Annotated in this window: 17 protein-coding genes and 1 riboswitch; of the genes, 7 read left to right on the forward strand and 10 right to left on the reverse strand. The window is 63.6% G+C overall.

Features of this window, described 5'->3' with window-relative positions:
• Positions 1 to 8: 8 nt before the first annotated feature.
• From J2X19_RS06530 to J2X19_RS06550, 5 genes are read left to right on the forward strand one after another with little or no spacing between them, the layout of a single operon-like run.
• Positions 9 to 1,298: a TRAP transporter large permease gene (locus J2X19_RS06530; protein ID WP_116608895.1), complete on the forward strand. Its 1,290-nt coding sequence runs from the start codon at positions 9 to 11 to the stop codon at positions 1,296 to 1,298.
• Positions 1,299 to 1,319: 21 nt separating this feature from the next.
• Positions 1,320 to 2,294 (forward strand): Bug family tripartite tricarboxylate transporter substrate binding protein, encoded by a 975-nt coding sequence (locus tag J2X19_RS06535; protein WP_405048595.1) that lies wholly within the window; start codon positions 1,320 to 1,322, stop codon positions 2,292 to 2,294.
• A gap of 40 nt (positions 2,295 to 2,334) precedes the next feature.
• Positions 2,335 to 3,246 (forward strand): 5-dehydro-4-deoxyglucarate dehydratase, encoded by a 912-nt coding sequence (gene kdgD, locus J2X19_RS06540; protein ID WP_116608893.1) that lies wholly within the window; start codon positions 2,335 to 2,337, stop codon positions 3,244 to 3,246.
• 13 nt (positions 3,247 to 3,259) lie between these two features.
• Positions 3,260 to 4,699, forward strand: coding sequence for an aldehyde dehydrogenase family protein (locus J2X19_RS06545; RefSeq protein WP_310371709.1), 1,440 nt, complete (start codon positions 3,260 to 3,262; stop codon positions 4,697 to 4,699).
• Positions 4,700 to 4,704: 5 nt separating this feature from the next.
• Positions 4,705 to 5,634, forward strand: coding sequence for a sugar kinase (locus J2X19_RS06550; RefSeq protein ID WP_310371711.1), 930 nt, complete (start codon positions 4,705 to 4,707; stop codon positions 5,632 to 5,634).
• 42 nt (positions 5,635 to 5,676) lie between these two features.
• Here J2X19_RS06550 and J2X19_RS06555 read toward each other — a convergent pair whose 3' ends face one another.
• The 4 genes from J2X19_RS06555 to J2X19_RS06570 all read right to left on the reverse strand — a co-directional run bounded on the left by J2X19_RS06555 (position 5,677) and on the right by J2X19_RS06570 (position 8,880).
• Positions 5,677 to 5,973 (reverse strand): cupin domain-containing protein, encoded by a 297-nt coding sequence (locus J2X19_RS06555; protein WP_310371713.1) that lies wholly within the window; start codon positions 5,971 to 5,973, stop codon positions 5,677 to 5,679.
• A gap of 9 nt (positions 5,974 to 5,982) precedes the next feature.
• A complete protein-coding gene (locus tag J2X19_RS06560) occupies positions 5,983 to 7,077 on the reverse strand; it encodes an NAD(P)/FAD-dependent oxidoreductase (protein ID WP_405048596.1) in 1,095 nt (364 codons plus the stop codon).
• A complete protein-coding gene (locus J2X19_RS06565; RefSeq protein ID WP_405048597.1) occupies positions 7,077 to 8,276 on the reverse strand; it encodes an MFS transporter in 1,200 nt (399 codons plus the stop codon). Before J2X19_RS06565 ends, J2X19_RS06560 begins: the two co-directional genes overlap by 1 nt.
• Positions 8,277 to 8,355: 79 nt before the next feature.
• Entirely contained in the window at positions 8,356 to 8,880 is a 525-nt protein-coding gene (locus J2X19_RS06570; RefSeq protein WP_116608710.1) for an FKBP-type peptidyl-prolyl cis-trans isomerase, read from the reverse strand.
• A gap of 54 nt (positions 8,881 to 8,934) precedes the next feature.
• Here J2X19_RS06570 and J2X19_RS06575 point away from each other — a divergent pair, with 54 nt between their 5' ends.
• Positions 8,935 to 10,053: a JmjC domain-containing protein gene (locus tag J2X19_RS06575; RefSeq protein WP_310371723.1), complete on the forward strand. Its 1,119-nt coding sequence runs from the start codon at positions 8,935 to 8,937 to the stop codon at positions 10,051 to 10,053.
• Between the two features lie 11 nt (positions 10,054 to 10,064).
• A complete protein-coding gene (locus tag J2X19_RS06580; RefSeq protein WP_310371725.1) occupies positions 10,065 to 10,577 on the forward strand; it encodes a hypothetical protein in 513 nt (170 codons plus the stop codon).
• A 31-nt stretch (positions 10,578 to 10,608) separates the two neighbouring features.
• On the opposite strand, the gene J2X19_RS06585 is transcribed toward J2X19_RS06580, so the two are convergent.
• The 6 genes from J2X19_RS06585 to J2X19_RS06610 all read right to left on the reverse strand — a co-directional run bounded on the left by J2X19_RS06585 (position 10,609) and on the right by J2X19_RS06610 (position 14,972).
• The gene (locus J2X19_RS06585) at positions 10,609 to 10,920 is read right to left on the reverse strand and encodes a hypothetical protein (RefSeq protein WP_207776414.1); all 312 of its coding nucleotides are present in this window, start codon (positions 10,918 to 10,920) and stop codon (positions 10,609 to 10,611) included.
• A 169-nt stretch (positions 10,921 to 11,089) separates the two neighbouring features.
• On the reverse strand, positions 11,090 to 11,665 hold the full coding sequence (locus J2X19_RS06590; RefSeq protein ID WP_310371727.1) for a TMEM165/GDT1 family protein: 576 nt from the start codon (positions 11,663 to 11,665) through the stop codon (positions 11,090 to 11,092).
• Between the two features lies 1 nt (position 11,666).
• Positions 11,667 to 11,855, reverse strand: a riboswitch (yybP-ykoY riboswitch).
• 39 nt (positions 11,856 to 11,894) lie between these two features.
• Positions 11,895 to 12,677 carry an MBL fold metallo-hydrolase gene (locus tag J2X19_RS06595; RefSeq protein WP_310371729.1) on the reverse strand — a complete coding sequence of 261 codons (783 nt, stop codon included), beginning with the start codon at positions 12,675 to 12,677 and terminating at the stop codon, positions 11,895 to 11,897.
• A gap of 14 nt (positions 12,678 to 12,691) precedes the next feature.
• Positions 12,692 to 13,777, reverse strand: coding sequence for an outer membrane protein assembly factor BamC (gene bamC / locus J2X19_RS06600; protein WP_405048622.1), 1,086 nt, complete (start codon positions 13,775 to 13,777; stop codon positions 12,692 to 12,694).
• A 31-nt stretch (positions 13,778 to 13,808) separates the two neighbouring features.
• Positions 13,809 to 14,690 carry a 4-hydroxy-tetrahydrodipicolinate synthase gene (gene dapA / locus J2X19_RS06605; RefSeq protein ID WP_116608704.1) on the reverse strand — a complete coding sequence of 294 codons (882 nt, stop codon included), beginning with the start codon at positions 14,688 to 14,690 and terminating at the stop codon, positions 13,809 to 13,811.
• 156 nt (positions 14,691 to 14,846) lie between these two features.
• Positions 14,847 to 14,972, reverse strand: coding sequence for a hypothetical protein (locus J2X19_RS06610; protein ID WP_310371732.1), 126 nt, complete (start codon positions 14,970 to 14,972; stop codon positions 14,847 to 14,849).
• Positions 14,973 to 14,974: the final 2 nt, after the last annotated feature.

Raw genomic sequence — 14,974 nt, forward strand, 5'->3', positions numbered from 1 at the left:
AGAAAAAAATGGAACTGACTGTTCTCTCATTGAGCTTTGCGCTGCTGCTGGTACTGGGCGTGCCGGTGGCCTTTTCGATCGGGCTCGCCTCGGTCTGCACCGTGCTGTATTCGGGCATGCCCATCGCCATCGTTTTCCAGAAGATGGTGGGCGGCATGCAGGTGTTTTCCTTCCTGGCCATTCCGTTCTTCGTGTTCGCCGGTGAGCTGATGCTGTACGGCGGCATTGCCGACCGTATTGTGCGTTTTGCCAATAGCCTGGTCGGCCATGTGCGCGGCGGCTTGGGCATGAGCAATGTGATCGGCTGTACCTTGTTCGGTGGTGTTGCCGGTTCACCGCTGGCCGACGTGTCGGCCATGGGCTCGGTGATGATCCCGTTGATGAAGAAAGAAGGCTACGACGCCGACTACGCCGTCAACGTGACCACGCATGCGGCGCTGGTGGGCGCGCTGATGCCCACCTCGCACAACCTGATCATCTTCGCGCTGGCAACCACGGGCATTGCCTCGGTGAGCGTGTTCAGTCTGATTTTGGCCGGTGTGATCCCGGCGCTGATCCTGACGCTGTGCAATCTGGCTGCCGCCTACTACGTGGCCGTCAAGCGCGGTTATCCCACCCGTGGCAATTTCCCTGGCTGGAAGGAAGTGCTGAAAGCCTTCCTGGGTTCGCTGCCCGGTCTGCTGATCGTGGTGATCATCCTGGCGGGCATCTTGTCCGGTGTCTTCACCGCCACCGAGTCGGCCGCTACGGCTGTGCTGTGGGCGCTGCTGGTCACGGTGCTGGTCTACCGCTCGCTGTCGTGGCAGCATTTCCTGAAGGCCTGCGCCAAAGCCTGCAAGACCACCGGCGTGGTGTTGCTGCTGATCGGCATCTCTTCGGCCTTTGGCTACTTCATGGCGCTGTACGAAGTGCCACAGAAGACTGGTGCGCTGATGACGTCCTTCTCGGCCACGCCGTGGGTGATCTTCCTGATGATCAACGTGCTGTTGTTCGTGCTGGGCACCTTCCTGGACATGGCCGCCACCATCCTGATCTGTACGCCGATCTTCCTGCCCATCGCCGCCCAGTTTGGCATGGACCCTGTGCAGTTCGGCATCGTGATGCTGATCAACTGCGCGCTGGGCCTGAATACGCCACCGGTGGGGGTCACACAGTTCGTGGGCTGCGCCATCGGGGAGATATCGGTCGGGGAGGTCATGAAATCGATCCTTCCCTTCTATGGCGCGCTGACCGCATGCCTGCTGCTCGTGACGTACGTACCGGCGTTCTCGTTGTGGCTGCCGAGTCTGTTCAAGTAAATACGGAACCAGGAGAAAATTGTGAAATTGAATCGTCGAAGTGTATTGCTGGCCTCTGGCGCATTGGCTACGGTAGGTATGCCATCCCTGAGCCAAGCCCAGGCCTGGCCCAGCAAGCCCATCAAGCTGATCGTGCCGTACCCACCCGGCGGTTCGTCGGACATCATTGCCCGCGCCATCAGCCAGCCGCTGGCCGAGGCGCTCAAGCAGTCGGTGATCGTGGAAAACAAGCCTGGTGCCAATGGCAACCTGGGTGCCGATTTCGTCGCCAAGTCGGCGCCGGACGGCCATACGGTACTGCTGTGCGACGTAGGTGCGCTGGCCATTAGCCCCTCGGTCTACACCAAGCTGGCATTCGATCCGAGCAAGGATTTACGCGGCGTGACCATGCTGGCCTATTCGCCGCACATGCTGGTGGTGCATCCCTCGGTGACGGCCAACAACCTGAAAGAGTTGGTCGCGCTGTCCAAGACCACCGATCTGAATTTCGCGGTCACCGCCATGGGCAGCGCACCCCACATCGCCGGTGTGGCGGTGGAGCGCGCCAGCGGCGCCAAGTGGATCTACGTGCCCTACAAGGGCGGCGTGCAAGCCATCTCCGACACCATCGGTGGCCAGACCCAGGTGCTGATGAACGGCATGCTGGCCACCTTGCCGCATGTGCAGAGCGGCAAGCTCAAGGTGCTGGGTATCTCCAAGAAGACCCGCATGCCGCTGGTGGGCAATGTGCCGACCCTGGCCGAGCAAGGCCTGGCCGATTTCGAGTCCGGTACCTGGCAGGGCACGCTGGTGGCCAATGGCACACCGCCGGCCATCATCGCCCGCCTGAACGCCGAACTCATCAAGATCATCCGCAGCGCCGACATCCGTTCGCGCCTGACCGGGCAGGGCGCCGAAGTGGTGACCATGCCGTCGGCCGAGCAAGACCAGTTTTTCAACCGCGAACGCATCCGTTGGGCCCAGGTCGTGGCCCAGGCCCAGATCAAGCTGGATTGAGCTTCCTTCCATTCTTTCAATTTCACCAGAGAGCACACATATGACACCTCAAGACCTCAAAACCATCATGGGCTCCGGCCTGCTGTCTTTCCCCATCACCGACTTCGATGCGAATGGCGACTTCCGTCCCAAGACCTACATCGAACGCCTGGAATGGCTGGCCCCCTACGGCGCCTCGGCCCTGTTTGCCGCTGGCGGCACGGGTGAATACTTCTCTCTGGTCGGCGCCGAATACAGCCAGGTCATCAAGACCGCCGTTGATACCTGCCGCGGCAAGGTGCCTATCATCGCCGGCGCCGGTGGCCCGACCCGCATGGCCATCGCCCATGCCCAGGAAGCCGAGCGCCTGGGCGCCCACGGCATCCTGCTGCTGCCGCACTACCTGACCGAAGCCGGCCAGGAAGGCCTGATCGAACACGTGGCGCAGGTCTGCAATAGCGTCAAGTTTGGCGTCATCGTCTACAACCGCGACCGCACCAAGCTGACCCCCAACTCACTGGCCATTCTGGCCGACCGCTGCCCGAATCTGATCGGCTTCAAGGACGGCGTGGGCAATATCGAAACCATGTCCTCCATCTTCATGAAGATGGGCGACCGCTTCGCCTACCTGGGCGGCCTGCCCACGGCCGAAGTCTATGCAGCCGCCTACAAGGCGCTGGGCACGCCGGTGTACTCGTCGGCGGTGTTCAACTTCATCCCCAAGACCGCCATGGATTTCTACCATGCCGTGGCTGCGGACGACCTGGCTACCCAGCACCGCTTGCTGAAAAACTTTTTCATGCCCTACCTGAACATCCGCAACCGGGTCGAAGGCTATGGCGTGAGCATCATCAAAGCCGGTGCTACCATCGTCGGCCATGACGGTGGCCCGGTGCGGGCGCCGCTGACCGATTTGAAGCCTGCCGAGATGGAAGAATTGGCTGTGCTGATCAAGTCTCTTGGCCCCCAATAATGGACCGACAAGCATGACCCAAAAACACGACAACTACATCAACGGCGCCTGGGTGGCCGGCCATAGCTACGCCCCCAACATCAACCCGTCGAACCTGTCCGACGTCATCGGCGAGTACACCCAGGGCGACGCGGCTCAGCTGGACGCGGCCGTGCAGGCAGCGCAAGCCGCCTTCCCCGCCTGGTCTACCGGCAATGTGCAGGCCCGCGCCGACGCGCTGGACAAGATCGGCACCGAAATCCTGGCCCGCCGCGAAGAGCTGGGCACGCTGCTGGCCCGCGAAGAAGGCAAGACCAAGGCCGAAGGCATTGGCGAAGCCACACGTGCTGGCAATATCTTCAAGTTCTTCGCTGGCGAATGCCTGCGCCTGACCGGCGAGATCGTGCCTTCGGTGCGCTCCGGTGTCGGCGTGGAAATCACCCGCGAACCCCTGGGTGTGGTCGGCCTGATCACTCCCTGGAACTTTCCCATCGCGATTCCGGCCTGGAAGATCGCCCCGGCCCTGGCCTATGGCAACTGCGTGGTGCTCAAACCCGCCGACCTGGTCCCCGGCTGCGCCTGGGCCCTGGCCGAGATCATCAGCCGCAGCGGCATCCCCGCCGGCGTGTTCAACCTGGTGATGGGCCGCGGCTCCGTCATCGGTGACCCGCTGGTCAACCACCCGGGCATCAGCGGCATCAGCTTCACCGGCTCGCAAGGCGTGGGTGGCCGTATCGCCCAGCAGTGCGCGGTGAACCTGAAGAAGGTCCAGCTGGAGATGGGCGGCAAGAACCCGCAAATCATCCTGGACGACGCCGACCTGGCCCAGGCCGTCGAGCTCAGCGTGCAAAGCGCCTTCTTCTCCACCGGCCAGCGCTGCACCGCCTCCAGCCGTTTGATCGTCACCGACGGCATCTACGGCAAGTTCGTCGACGCCGTGCAAGCCCGCATGGCCACGCTGAAGATCGGCGACGCCCTGGCGGCCGGTATCGACATCGGCCCGGTGTCCTCCCTGTCGCAGCTGCAGCAGGATCTGGACTACGTGGCCATCGGCCAGGCCGAAGGCGCCCAGCTGGTCGCCGGCGGTACCCGCCTGGAGCGCACCACCGAAGGCTTCTACATGGCACCCGCCTTGCTGCTGGACACCACGGCGGCCATGCGCATCAACCGCGAAGAAGTGTTTGGCCCGGTAGCCAGCGTGATCCGCGTCAAAGACTACGAAGCCGCACTGGCCGAGTCCAACAACACGCCGTTCGGCCTGTCGGCGGGCATTGCCACCACCAGCCTCAAGTACGCGACCCACTTCAAGCGGCATAGCCAGGCCGGCATGGTGATGGTGAACCTGCCGACCGCGGGCGTGGACTACCACGTGCCGTTCGGTGGGCGCAAGGGTTCCAGCTACGGTTCGCGTGAGCAGGGGCGCTATGCGCAGGAGTTCTTCACGACGGTGAAGACGGCTTACACGGGGGCCTGATCGGTATGCAGCGTGTCGTCCTGTTTGGTGAGTGCATGTTGGAACTCCAGGGGGAGGCTTTTGGCAGCATGCAGCAAAGCTTTGGGGGCGACACCCTCAATACCGCCGTCTACCTGGCGCGCTGCGCGACCGGCCTGCAGGTCGGCTACGCCACCGCGCTGGGCGACGACAAGCTCAGCGCCGGCATGTTGGCGCGCTGGCAGGCGGAGAAGCTCGGTGTATCGCTGGTGCAACGCCTGCCGGGCCGCATGCCCGGCCTGTACCTGATCGAGGTCGATGCGCAAGGCGAACGCAGCTTCAGCTACTGGCGCGACAACAGCGCCGCCAAGTCCTATTTCGATGCCGAGCAGACGCCGCTGGAAGCCGCGGCCGACAGCCTCGGTGCCCTGTATCTGAGTGGCATCAGCCTGGCGATCCTGCCGGCGGCGGGCCGCGAACGCCTGTTTGCCCTGATGGCCCGTTTGCAGGCCCGCGGCACCCCGGTGATTTTTGACAACAACTACCGTCCGCGCCTGTGGGCCAGCCGCGAAGAGGCCCTGGCCAGTTTCGACCGTGCCTACAGCCTGGCCAGCATCGCGCTGGTCACGGCCGACGACGAACAAGCCCTGCGTGGCCTGCCGCAGCTCGACGATGCAGTCGCTGCCGCCAAGGCCTTGCCTTGCCCCGAAGTCGTCATCAAGCGCGGTCGCAACCCGACCCTGGTACGCACCGCCAGCGGGCAGCAGGAAGTGGCTACCGAGCTGGTTGCCAAAGTGGTGGATACCACCGCTGCTGGCGATTCATTCGCCGCCGGCTATTTGGCTGTGCGCCTGCAAGGCGGCGATGTAGTGGCTGCAGCCACCCAGGGTAACCGGCTGGCTGGACGCGTGATCCAGCACCGCGGTGCCTTGATTCCCATGGATGTGATGACCGATCTGGTGCTATCGAATAAGTAGCTGCTTGCGCAGGTAGTACCTGCGCTGCAAGGCTTTTTTTCTTTAAACGTCCAGAATCACCAAGGTACCGTAGCTGCCCGGTGCCACCGCATGCGGTGTGCCGGCCGGCACCAGGTACAGCTCGCCTGCGGCCACGGTCACCAGCGCGCCTTGCACGGTCAGCTGCATCTCGCCCTCCAGCACCAGCAGGCCTTCGGCGTAGTCGTGGGTTTCGTCGGGGTAGTCGCAGCCGTCCATGCGCAATACCTTGATGCGGGTGGTGCCGACATAGGCCTGGATTTGCGAGGTCCAGGCCTGCGGTAATTGCGCGGCGATGGCAGTCAGCGGGATATGCGGCATGGGCTGTTTTTACACCAGCCGCGCTACGTGTTCGGCGATGGCCAAACAGCTGGTCAGCCCCGGCGATTCGATGCCGAATAAATTGACCAGACCCGGCACGCCGTGTACTGCAGGGCCCTGGACCAGGAAGTCTTTGGCCGCTTCGTGCGGGGCCTGGATCTTCGGGCGAATGCCCGCATAGCCGGGCAGCAGGGCGCCGTCCGGCAGGCCGGGCCAGTATTTACGCACCTCGGCATAAAACGCCTTGCCGCGCGCCGGGTCGACCACCAGGTCATCCGGTGAATCCACCCATTGCACGTCGGGGCCAAATTTGGCCTGGCCGCCCAGGTCCAGCGTCAGGTGCACGCCGAGCCCCGCGGCCTGCGGTGCCGGGTAGATCAGGTGCTGGAACGGTGCGCGTCCCGCCAGGGTGAAGTAATTGCCCTTGGCGTAATAGCTGGGCGGCACATGGCGCGGGTCCAGCCCGGCGCAGCGCCGGGCCAGTGCCTGGGCCTGCAGACCGGCGGCGTTGACCACCGTGCGGGCTTGCAGCCGCGTACCGTCTTCTGCTTCCAAAATAATAGCGTCTTGCGCAATCTGCATCTGCGCCAGCGGGCTATTGAGTGCCAAAAGACCACCCGCGTTCTCCAGGTCGCCGAGCAGCGCCAGCATCAGCGCGTGGCTGTCGACGATGCCGGTGCTGGGCGACAGCAGCGCGCCCGTGCATTCCAGCTGCGGCTCCAGCGCGCGGGCGGCGGCACGGTCCAGCAGCTGCAGGTCGTCTACGCCATTGGCGGCAGCCTGTAGGCGGATTTTTTCCAGCTGCGCCAGCTGCTCGGCGTCGGTGGCGACGATCAGCTTGCCACAGCGCTGGTGGGCGATGCCGCGCTCGGCGCAGTAGGCGTACAGCAGCTGTTTGCCTTGCACGCACAGGCTGGCCTTGAGCGAGCCCGGCGCGTAGTAGATGCCGGCGTGGATGACTTCGCTGTTGCGCGAGCTGGTGCCGGTGCCGATAGCGTCGGCCGCTTCCAGCACCAGTACCTCGCGCCCCTGCAAAGCCAGCGCCCGCGCCACCGCCAGGCCGACCACACCGGCTCCTATGACAACAGCATCGACTTGGTCCATCACTGCAGCGTATCGCGTTGCGCCAGGCCGGGGAAGATCTTCAGCCACAAGGCCGCCACCACCAGCGTGCCGATGCCGCCCAGCACCACCGAGCCGACCGGCCCGAGCAGGGCGGCGGTGGCGCCCGATTCAAATTCGCCCAGCTGGTTGGAGGCGCCGATGAACACCGAATTCACGGCGCTGACCCGGCCACGCATTGCGTTCGGGGTTTCCAGCTGCACCAGGCTTTGCCGCACCACCACGCTGACCATGTCGGCACCGCCCGAAATCGCCAGCACTGCCAGCGACAGCAGCAGGCTGGTCGATGCGCCGAACACCACCATGCACAGCCCATACAGCCCCACCGACAGCAGCAGGGTGCGGCCGACCTTGCGCTGCAGCGGCCAGCGCGTCAGCGCAATGGAGATCACCAGCGCACCCACGGCCGGCGCGGCGCGCAGCAGGCCCAGGCCCCAGGGGCCGGTGTGCAGGATGTCCTTGGCGAACATCGGCAGCAGGGCGGTAGCACCACCCAGCAGCACGGCAAACAGGTCGAGCGACACCGCGCCCAGAATCGGCTTGTGTTCCCAGATGAAGTGCACGCCGGCCAGCACGCTGCGCATCGTCATGGGTTCGCGCGGCGGCGGCACATGCTCGTAGCGCAGGCCGCTGAGCAGCACCACGCTGACCGCGAACAGCAATACGCCGCTGGCATACACCGCGCTGGCACCGGCCAGGAAGATCGCCCCGCCCAAGGCCGGGCCGCCGATGGTCGCCGCCTGCATGCCGGCCGCGCTCAGCGACATGGCCTGCGGCAGCAGCGCGGGCGGCACCAGCAGCGGTGTCAGCGCCTGCTGGGCCGGCATCTGGAAGGCCCGGGCCGTGCCCAGCACCAGGGAGATGCCCAGCAGCCAGCCGCGGCTGACCCAGTGCTCGTAGGTGGCCAATAGCAGCAGTACGGCGACCAGGGCCTGCAGCCCCACGCAGACGGCCACGATGCGGCCGCGGTGTACCCGGTCGGCCACATGGCCGGCCACCAGGGTCAGCAGCAGGGCGGGCAGGAATTGCAGCAGGCCGACCAGGCCCAAGTCCCAGGCGCTGCCGGTCAGGTCGTACATCTGCCAGCCCACGGCCAGCATCAGAATCTGCGTACCCAAGGTGCCAAATACGCGCGCCGTCCACAGGCGCATGAATGCGCGTTGTTGAAAAAGGGGAGTCAACGAAAACCTTGGTTGCTATTGAATAAATAGCTGCCGGCGCAGGTGTTATCTGCGCTGGAGGCTTGTTTTTGCCTGGTGCTCAGTGCAGGTGCTGGCCGTTGGGCGCACTGGGGGCGATGTTGAAGAAACCGGTGCCGGCGGTGCCGCTGCCGATTTCGTCCTCGGTGGCTTCGCGCACGCCGGCCACGCCCAGCTTGAGCCGCAGTGCGATGCCAGCCAGCGGATGGTTTCCGTCCAGCACCACGTGTTCGGGGTAGATTTCGGCCACGGTGTACAGGCCTTCGCGTGGCAGCTCGGGGCTCAGGCCTTCGGGCAGGGCGGCGCCGTCGAAGCTCATGCCGGCTTCCAGCACATCGGGGAACAGCGCACGCGGCTCCAGAAAGATCAGCTGGTCATTGAAGTCGCCAAAGGCTTCCTCGGGCTCGAGGTGCAGCTCCAGCACATCGCCGGCCACATGGCCTTGCAGGGCTTCTTCGACCTTTTTCAGCAGATCATCGCCGCCGACCAGAAATTCGACCGGTTCGCTGAGTACGTCCAGGTCTTCGCCAAGGGTGTCTTTGAGCGTCCAGGTCAGAGCGACGACGCATTGTTGTGTGATTTCCATACGAGAATTGTCGCAGTTTAGGCACCCGCCTTGCTGAAGAAACCAAGGATACCCGTGGACATCACCCAAATTTTGCCTTTGCTGGGCGACCTGAGCCCGCAGCAATTCATGCAGCGCTATTGGCAGAAGAAGCCCTTGCTGATACGCCAGGCCATACCCGGCTTCCAGGCCTTGCTGGACCGCAGCGCGCTGTTCGCGTTGGCTGAACAAGAAGAGGTTGAGTCGCGCCTGGTCACCCAGGCTGGCGCTGGCTGGAAGCTGAAAAATGGCCCGCTGCCGCGCCGTGCCCTGCCGCCGCTGAAGACCCCGGGCTGGACCTTGCTGGTGCAGGGTGTGGACACGCACGCGGCCACCGTGCACGAACTGTTGCAACAGTTTCGCTTTGTGCCGGACGTGCGGCTGGACGATGTGATGGTCAGCTTCGCCACCGATGGCGGCGGCGTGGGGCCGCACTTCGACAGCTACGATGTATTCCTGCTGCAAGCCCACGGCCAGCGCCGCTGGCGCATCGGGCGGCAAAAAGACCTGAGCCTTGTGGAGGGTGCACCGCTGAAGATTCTGGCTAATTTCGAGCCCGAGCAGGAGTTTGTGCTGGAGCCGGGTGACATGCTGTACCTGCCGCCACGCTACGCCCACGATGGTGTCGCGGTCGGCGAATGCATGACCTATTCCATCGGTTTTCGGGCGCCGCGCCGTAGCGAGCTGGCCCGCGAGCTGCTGCAGCGCATGGCCGAGGAGGCAGAGGATGTGGTCGGCGAGGCCTTGTACAGCGATGCCGGGCAGCCGGCGGTAGAGCATCCGGGCGCGATTCCGGCATCTTTACAAGACTTTGCACAGACTGCTTTGACGGCTTTGCTGGACGATCCGATGGCACTGCAATGTGCTTTGGGCGAGGTGCTGACCGAGCCCAAAGCCCAGGTCTGGTTCGAGTCGCAAGAGCCGCCCGCCAGCCTGGACCAGGTGGCGCTGGACCCGCGTAGCCGCATGTTCTACGATGCCCACCACGTGTTCATCAATGGCGAAAGCTACCGCGCCGCGGGCCGCGATGCCACCCTGATGCGCCGCCTCGCCGACGCGCGGAAACTGGGCCCTAAGGAACTGGCCCGCGCCAGTGCCGATGCACGGTCTTTGCTGTTGTCATGGTGTGCGTCCGGCTGGGTGCACGCGCACTGAAAAGGTGTTCTATGGACGATTCGCAAACCCCTTCTGAAGCGCCGCCCAGGCCCGCTGGGCGCTTCCAGGGCCGGGTGGAATTCCAGCAGCGGGTGCGCGATGCTTTCGCCTGTGCAGCCCACGAGGGCTGGCGCGAAATCGTCGTCTGTGATCCCAACTTTGAAGACTGGCCTTTGGGCGAGCGGGCGGTGGTCGAATCCCTGCAAGCCTGGGCCCGGCCGGGGCGCCAGTTCACGATGCTGGCCATCGCCTACGACGAGGTGGTGCGGCGCCATGCGCGGTTTGCGGTCTGGCGGACCACCTGGTCGCATCTGGTGGACTGCCGTTCGTGCCGCCAGGCCAGTCCACAAGACCTACCTAGCGCACTTTGGAGCCCGGCCTGGGCCTTGCGCCGGCTGGACCTGGAACGCAGCGATGGCATCTGCGGCGACGAGCCCCAACGGCGTTTGTTGTTACGGCAAAGCATTGACGAATGGCTGCGTAAAAGCAGCCCGGCATTCCCGGCTTCCATCCTCGGTTTATGAGTTTGCCTGTTGCTTTTACGCCCTAGGGTTTTTAAGCATTGCCAAAGAAGAAGCTTATAATCGAGGGCTGAGTTGAAAGAGCTCGAGTGCTTTCTCTCGGTCGCATACGCATCCGTGTGATGCCGACGATTTCCGGAAATTGTTTTCCCCTACCTCTTAAGGAATTTTGTAATGAACAAATCGCTTGTACTCGCAGCTCTGATGGCTGCTGTTGCTTTGGCTGCTTGCGGCAAAAAAGAAGAACCAGCTCCTGCACCAGCACCTGCGGTTGAAGCACCAGCTGCTGCACCAGCACCCGCACCTGCTGAAGCTGCTTCGGCACCTGCTGCTGACGCTTCGGCACCTGCTGCTGACGCAGCTGCTGCAGCCGCTGCTGCTGCTGCCAGCGCCGCTTCGAAGTAATTCATTACTCGACGCATTAAAAGCCACCGCGAGGTGGCTTTTTTTATGCCCGATTACTAATGGCCGTACAGGATATTCAAGTCTGTACGGCCATTTGCATGGCCTTGAATTTATAAGCCGAGCCCGGCGCCTGCGCCCATTAAGGTGGCAATGCCCATAATCGCAAAAATCGCGGCGGCGATGCGGTGCACCAACTGGGTTGGCAGACGTTGCGCGATCCGGTCACCCAGAATCACGGCGGGCACATTGGCCAGCATCATGCCCAGCGTGGTGCCGGCGACCACCAAGAAGAAGAAGTGGTATTTGGCGGCTAGCGCGACGGTGGCAAACTGGGTTTTGTCGCCCATCTCGGCCAGGAAGAACGCGACCAGCGTGGTGCCGAATACGCCAAAGCGGGCGAGCTTGGCGTCTTCTTCGTCAAACTTGTCGGGCACCAGGGTCCAGGCGGCCATGGCCAGGAAGGAAATGCCCAGCACCCAGCGCAGGGTCTCGGGGCCGACCAGCGAGGTGATCCAGGAGCCGAGCGCGCCGGCGAATGCATGGTTGGCCAGCGTCGCGACCAGAATGGCGCCGATGATGGGCCAGGGCCGTTGGAACTTGGCCGCCAGAATGAAGGCGAGGAGTTGGGTTTTGTCGCCGATTTCAGCCAGTGCGACGATGCCGGTAGAGACGAGAAATGCTTCCATGGGGTTCTTTGTATTGGCCGGAATCCAAAACGATTGACCACAACGCTCCCCGGCCATTCCGAAGGCATTATGGTCAAAGGTCTTGCCAAGCTTTCAATATGAACCGCTTGCACCATAGCCTTGCGGCCAAGTATGTTGATGCAAGCCCCGTCTTGAGACGGGCGGCTACTCCCCAGTGACCCGGCAATGATAACCCAAAATCCTAGGGTAATTACCAGGGTGCGTCTCTCTAAACTGCGACCGCCAGCCAGTCGGTGCCCGTGGCGGCATCTGCGACGCCCAAGGTCAGTCCGCTGCAAACCGCCGCCTCGGCCAGGGCCGCCAGCGCCAGTTCAGGTCGGTTGTTCTGCTCGCTCAGGTGCGCGGCCATGATGTGGCGCAGGCCACCGCCCACCAGGGTTTGGGCGATTTCAGCAGCAGCCTGGTTGGCCAGGTGGCCGTACATGCCGCCCACGCGTTGCTTTAAGAAGGCGGGGTAGCGCGATGCGGCCAGTAGCTCGGTGTCGTGGTTGCATTCCAGCAGCATGGCCTGGCAGCCCATGAGTTGTTCCAGCACATGGGGTGTGGCGTGGCCCAGGTCGGTGAGTATGCCCAGCTGGGCATCACCGCTGCGGCAGCACAGCTGCAGTGGCTCGCGTGCATCGTGTGGCACGGTGAACGGCATCAGCTGCAGGCCGCCCACCTCGATCGCGCTGGTGTCGCGGGCAATGTGGAGCAAGCCATCCCAGTCGTGCGGGCCGATGGCGGCTTGCGTGCCGTGGCTCATCCACACCGGGATGCGGTGCCGCAGCGCCCATTGCGGCGCGCAGCCGACGTGGTCGCCGTGTTCATGGGTAATGAAGATGGCATCGATCTGTGAGGCCTGCAGGCCCGCCAGCGCCAGCCGCTGGTCAAGCTGCTTCTGGCCGAAGCCGCAATCGACCAGTAGGCGGGTGGTTTGGCCGCCGTGCTGGGTTTCCACCACAGTGCCGTTGCCCGCGCTGCCACTGCCCAGGCTTTTGAAGCGCAGCACCTGGAAAGCAGCTCTTACTTCAGATCGTCGGCGATGATCTTGACGATGCGCTGGGCATTGGCCGACGACTCGGGGGCGCCGCTGGCATTCAGCACCGAGACGGTGGTGGATTCGCCTGCGCTGACCACGGCGATGCGGTACTGCAGCGGTGGTGTGGCGTTTTCCTTGCTGAACAGCTTGCTGAAGAAACCGGGTTCCTTCTTGTCCGCATTCGGCGCCACATAGCGCACGAAGTAGGTGCCTTTGCTGCGGTCGCGGTCTTCCACGGTGAAGCCTGTGCGGTCCAGGGTCAGGCCGACACGGCGCCAGGCGCGGTCGAAGCCGTCGTCCATTTGCACGACGGGCTGGTTGTTGATGGTGGTCGCGCGGGCGCCGGATTTGGCGGTTTCGGGCAGCAGCGCGGTCTTCACATCGTCGCTAGGCACGCCGAGCTTGAGCATCAGGCGGCGCAGGAATTCGACTTCCAGTTCGGGGTCGGTGGGGCGCGGTTGCCAGATAGTCTGGTCCTTGGCCTGGTTGGTGTAGACCTCGATCATGCCGCGGTGGCTGATGTAGATTTCGGTGCCGCCGGATGCATTGCGCTCCAGCCGGGTGCGGAACTTGTCGCGTTCGCCGGTGGAGTACAGCGACTCAAACACCTTGCCGAGGGTGCTGCGGATGATGTCCTGCGGCAGCTTGGCGCGGTTTTCGGCCCAGTCGGTTTCCATGATGCCCAGGCTGGCCTGGTCTTCGGTCAGCAAGAAGCCGTTCTGTTGCCAGAAGTCGCGTACGGGCCCCCACAGCTGGTCGGCCGGACGGTTGATGACCAGCCAGCGCTGCGTGCCTGCGCGTTCAATGCGGATGTCGCCCAGGGAAGAGGCGGCAGTGGGCGTTGCGGCTGCGACCTGGCCTACTTTGTAGTTGCTGGCGGTGATAGGCGCGCCGGGCACCACATAGCGCGAGTCACGGGTCAGCTGCGTCAGGTCGGGGGGCACGTCGAGTGACGGGCCGGTTTTGGCACCCGCACTTTTGTAGTCGATTTTCTCGCCGTCCATGATCGAGCAGGCGCCGAGAGTCAGCGTCAATCCCAGCAATCCAACTTTCAATCCAGCTTTTGCAATATGGTTCACGTAGCGTTCCTAAAAAGTGTGTTTAGACCAGGCCGCCGCTGCGCAGCGCGTCTTTGACGGTGGCATGGAGGTGGGTGGACAGCTGGGTCATCGGCAGGCGCAGCGCCGGGCCGCACAGGCCCATTTCGGCCATCGCCCATTTCACTGGGATCGGGTTGGCTTCGACAAACAGGTTTTTGTGCACCGGCATCAACTGGCGCTGGATTTCCATGGCGCGGCGTACATTGCCGGCAATCGCGGCCACGCAGAGTTCGTGCATCAGGCGCGGCGCCACATTGGCGGTGACGCTGATATTGCCCTGGCCGCCGCACAGCATCAGGGCCACGGCGGTCGGGTCATCGCCCGAGTACACGGCAAAACCCTGGGGCACATCGCGGATCAGCCACTGTGCGCGCTCGATGTTGCCGGTGGCTTCCTTGATGCCGACGATGCCGGGCACCTGGGCCAGGCGCAGCACGGTGTCGTGCAGCATATCGGCGACCGAGCGGCCGGGGACGTTGTACAGCACCATGGGCAGGTCCACCGCTTCGGCGATGGCCTTGAAGTGTTGGTACTGGCCTTCTTGCGTGGGCTTGTTGTAGTAGGGTACGACCTGCAGATGGCAGTCGGCGCCCACGCTCTTGGCGAAGCGGGTGAGCTCGATGGCTTCGGAGGTGGAATTGGCGCCGCAGCCGGCCATGATGGGCACCCGGCCTTTGGCCTGCTCGACCGACACGCGGATGATCTCGCAATGCTCTTCGATGTTGACCGTCGGCGATTCGCCAGTGGTGCCGACCACGCCTATGCAGTCTGTGCCCTCGGCGATATGCCAGTCGATCAATGTGCGCAGGGTGGGGTAGTCCACGCTGCCGTCTTCAAGCATGGGCGTTACAAGCGCCACGATGCTGCCGGTAATGGGTGTCATGTCCGCAGTCTCAAACGGGAAAACGGCCATTCTAACGAGAGCGTGTATCGGGTATTCGATAGGCCTTTACGTTCAAAAATGGCACTGAAAGACTGGGTTGCTATGAATTTAATAGCTGCTTGCGCAAATAGATAGTGCGCTGGAGGCGGATTTTGTTCAAAAACAAGCCCATAGCTGATCGGCCAGCGCCACCAGGAACTCGGGCCGGGTATAGAGTGCAAAGACGCCGGCGAGCGCCGCCAGGGCGACACACCAGAGTAGGGGTTTGGTGGCGCGGTGCATGC

The sequence above is a fragment of the Rhodoferax ferrireducens genome, from assembly GCF_031458075.1.
GTDB lineage: Bacteria > Pseudomonadota > Gammaproteobacteria > Burkholderiales > Burkholderiaceae_C > Rhodoferax_B > Rhodoferax_B ferrireducens_A.